This window comes from Mesorhizobium sp. M7A.F.Ca.CA.004.06.1.1, assembly GCF_003999135.1.
GTDB lineage: Bacteria > Pseudomonadota > Alphaproteobacteria > Rhizobiales > Rhizobiaceae > Mesorhizobium.
Genome location: NZ_RZPQ01000727.1, coordinates 1 through 2,989, shown reverse-complemented (window position 1 = coordinate 2,989; position 2,989 = coordinate 1). Strand labels below are relative to the sequence as shown.

Genomic DNA, 2,989 nt, shown 5'->3' with positions numbered 1-2,989 from the left:
TCCTGGCGCTGGCCAATGATTCGGCCGAGCTTGCCGCTGTCATCGCGCATGAGATGGGCCACGTCACTGCCAATCACGGCCTGCAGCGCCAACAGCTCGAGGCAGAGGAAGGCCTGGCGACCAAGGTGGTTTCCGATGTGCTCGGCGACAGCCCGACCGCCAAGGCGGCGTTGATCCGCGGCAAGCTGAGGCTGGCGCAATTTTCGCGCAACCAGGAGCTGGAAGCCGACGCCATCGGCATCAAGTCGATCGGCGAGGCCGGCTACGATCCTTTCGCCGCAGGCCGCTTCCTTCAATCGATGTCGGCCTATACCGATTTCCGCTCGATCAGCGGCGCCACCGACGCCAGCCTGGACTTCCTGGCCACGCACCCCAACACGCCGCAGCGCATCGATCTGGCGCAGCGCCATGCTCGCCAGTTCGGCGCGCCGGGCGTCGGCACGCGCGACCGCGATTCCTTCCTCGCCGGCATAGACGGCCTGCTCTATGGCGACACGCCTGAGGAAGGCTATGTGCGCGGCGAAACCTTCCTGCACCCGGGCCTTGGCGTGTCGTTCACGGTGCCGGACGGCTTCATCATCGACAATTCGGCGGCAGCGGTGACGGCCACCGGCCCCGGCGACATAGCGATCCGTTTCGATGGCGTCTCTATCGACAAGAACCGGGCGCTGACGGACTATATCCGCAGCGGCTGGGTGGCTGGTCTCGTCGACAGCAGCGTCAAGCAGGAAACCATCAACGGCAATGAGGCGGCGACCGCGCATGCCGGCGCCGAAGGCTGGCAATTCGACATAGCGGTGATCCGCGCTGGCGGCCAAGTCTACCGGCTGCTGACCGCGGCCCCTTCCGCCAGCACGTCTCTGGACACGATCGCCCGTTCGGTAAGCGGCTCGTTCCGGATTCTGAGTGCTGCCGAAAAGGCGGCGCTGAAGCCGCTGCACATCCGCGTCGTCACCGTCCAGCCTGGGCAGACGATGGGTTCGCTTTCGGCGCAGATGGTCGGCGTTGACCGCAAGCTCGACCTGTTCCGCGTCCTCAACGCGCTGTCGCCCGGTGCCGCGGTTTCGGCCGGCGACAAGGTCAAGATCGTCACCGACAAGTAGGCGCCGCTGGACGCCTGCCGCCGTTCAGGCGGCAGTCGCCATGAACTCCGGATTCTGCTTCACCAATGCGACCTTGAGCTTTTCCATGGCGCGGGCCTCGATCTGGCGGACGCGTTCCTTGGAGATGCCGAGGGTTTCGCCGAGCGCTTCGAGTGTCGCGCCCTCGTCGTTCAGCCGCCGTTCCTCGATGATCCTCAGCTCCCGTGCGTTGAGCGCGCGAAGCGCCTCCCTCAGCCAGAGCGAGCGGCGCGCGACATCGATCTTGTCGCCGACGATCTCGTCGGGCAGCGGATCGTCCGAAATCAGGAAATCCATGCGCTCGGTCGAACCCGCATCGTCGGCAATAGGCATGTTGAGCGAGGAGTCGGGCGCCGAGAGCCGCGAATCCATCATCGCCACATCGGCTTCGGAGACGCCAAGCGCCTCCGACACTTCGCGATAGAGCGTGGCGTTGGAGAGCGGCTCCGTGCCATTCGCCAACCGCGCGCGCAGGCGTCGCAGGTTGAAGAACAGCGCCTTCTGAGCCGAGCTGGTGCCACCACGCACGATAGACCAGTTGCGCAGGATATAGTCCTGCATCGAGGCGCGGATCCACCATGTCGCATAGGTCGAGAACCGCACCTCGCGCTCCGGCTCGAAGCGGGCGGCGGCCTCGAGCAATCCGACATGACCCTCCTGGACCAGATCGCCGAGCGGCAGGCCGTAATGGCGGAACTTGGAGGCCATGGAAATGACCAGCCGCATATGGGCGACGGTGATTGAGTGCAGCGCGTTCTGGTCGTTGTCCTCTTTCCAGAGCAATGCAAGCCGATGCTCTTCGTCACGCTCGAGGTAGGGAGCCTTCATTGCCGCGCGGACCATGATCCGTCCTGCCGTGTCTTCCATCATGAGGCGCTCCCTGGGTGGTGCGAATGACTTTGCAAAGTTGGCTGCCGCCCGGGTTGAAATGCCGGCGTCGTGCCCTAGAACAGCCAGAACTGCCATGCGCGGGAAAGGTTCCGCGACCGCGGCGGCGCGATTGTGTTGCCTGAAGGATTCTCAGAAGGTCTGAGATGGCAGCGATCACGAGTGGAAAGTGCCGTTTAGAGAATATGGTTTCATAAACCCGCCGTTTTTGAAATCCTGTTCCTTATTTTTTCGGCTTGCATCTGTCAGTTTCCAGCGCTCACAAATATGCCGGCCAGCCGGCCAAGGACGGGATCACAGAAAAATGAAATGGCTCAAGTCGCTCATTATCGCCGGAACGCTGCAGGCCCTGGCTGTCGCTTCAGGTCATGCCGGCCCCAATCTCGACCAGATCAAGCACGCCGGTGTCATCAAGATCGGCACGGAAGGCACCTATGCGCCGTTCACCTACCATGACACGTCCGGTGCACTGGTCGGCTTCGACGTCGAAATCGCCAAGGCGATTGCCGAGAAGCTTGGTGTCCAGGCCGAATTCCTCGAAGGCAAGTGGGATGGACTGATCGCCGGCCTCGACGCCAATCGCTACGACGCCGTCATCAATCAGGTGGGCATCACCGATGCCCGCAAAGCCAAGTACGACTTCTCCGATCCCTACATCGCCTCCAAGGCGGTGCTGATCGTGCGCGGCGACAACACCGACATCAAGAGCTTCGCCGATCTCAAGGGCAAGAAGTCGGCGCAGTCGTTGACCTCGAATTTCGGCAAGCTGGCCGAAACGAACGGCGCTGAACTGGTCGGCACCGATGGCTTCGACCAGTCGATCCAGCTGCTTCTGACCGGCCGCGCCGACGCCACGATCAATGACAGCCTGTCGTTCCTCGACTTCAAGAAGCACAAGCCCGACGCCAATGTGAAGATTGCCGCGCAAGAGGAAAACGCCGACTATTCCGGCGTCATCGTGCGCATGGGCGATCCGGAGC

At 62.9% G+C, this 2,989-nt stretch carries 3 protein-coding genes; 2 read left to right on the top strand and 1 reads right to left on the bottom strand.

Annotated elements, in window-relative coordinates; translation table 11 throughout:
* A partial coding sequence (locus tag EN906_RS29105) for a M48 family metalloprotease (RefSeq protein WP_127375567.1) occupies nucleotides 1–1,103 on the top strand: 1,103 nt, incomplete at its 5' end.
* 24 nt (nucleotides 1,104–1,127) lie between these two features.
* Here EN906_RS29105 and EN906_RS29100 read toward each other — a convergent pair.
* The gene (locus EN906_RS29100; RefSeq protein ID WP_023814301.1) at nucleotides 1,128–1,991 is read right to left on the bottom strand and encodes an RNA polymerase factor sigma-32; all 864 of its coding nucleotides are present in this window, start codon (nucleotides 1,989–1,991) and stop codon (nucleotides 1,128–1,130) included.
* 322 nt (nucleotides 1,992–2,313) lie between these two features.
* On the opposite strand from EN906_RS29100, the gene EN906_RS29095 reads away from it, so the two are divergent.
* The coding region (locus EN906_RS29095; protein ID WP_164777436.1) for an amino acid ABC transporter substrate-binding protein at nucleotides 2,314–2,989 on the top strand (676 nt) is incomplete at its 3' end.

Bases quoted from the DNA above. Each gene is read 5' to 3' on its own strand.
- EN906_RS29100 (WP_023814301.1), bottom strand. From the start codon at position 1,991: ATGATGGAAGACACGGCAGGACGGATCATGGTCCGCGCGGCAATGAAG.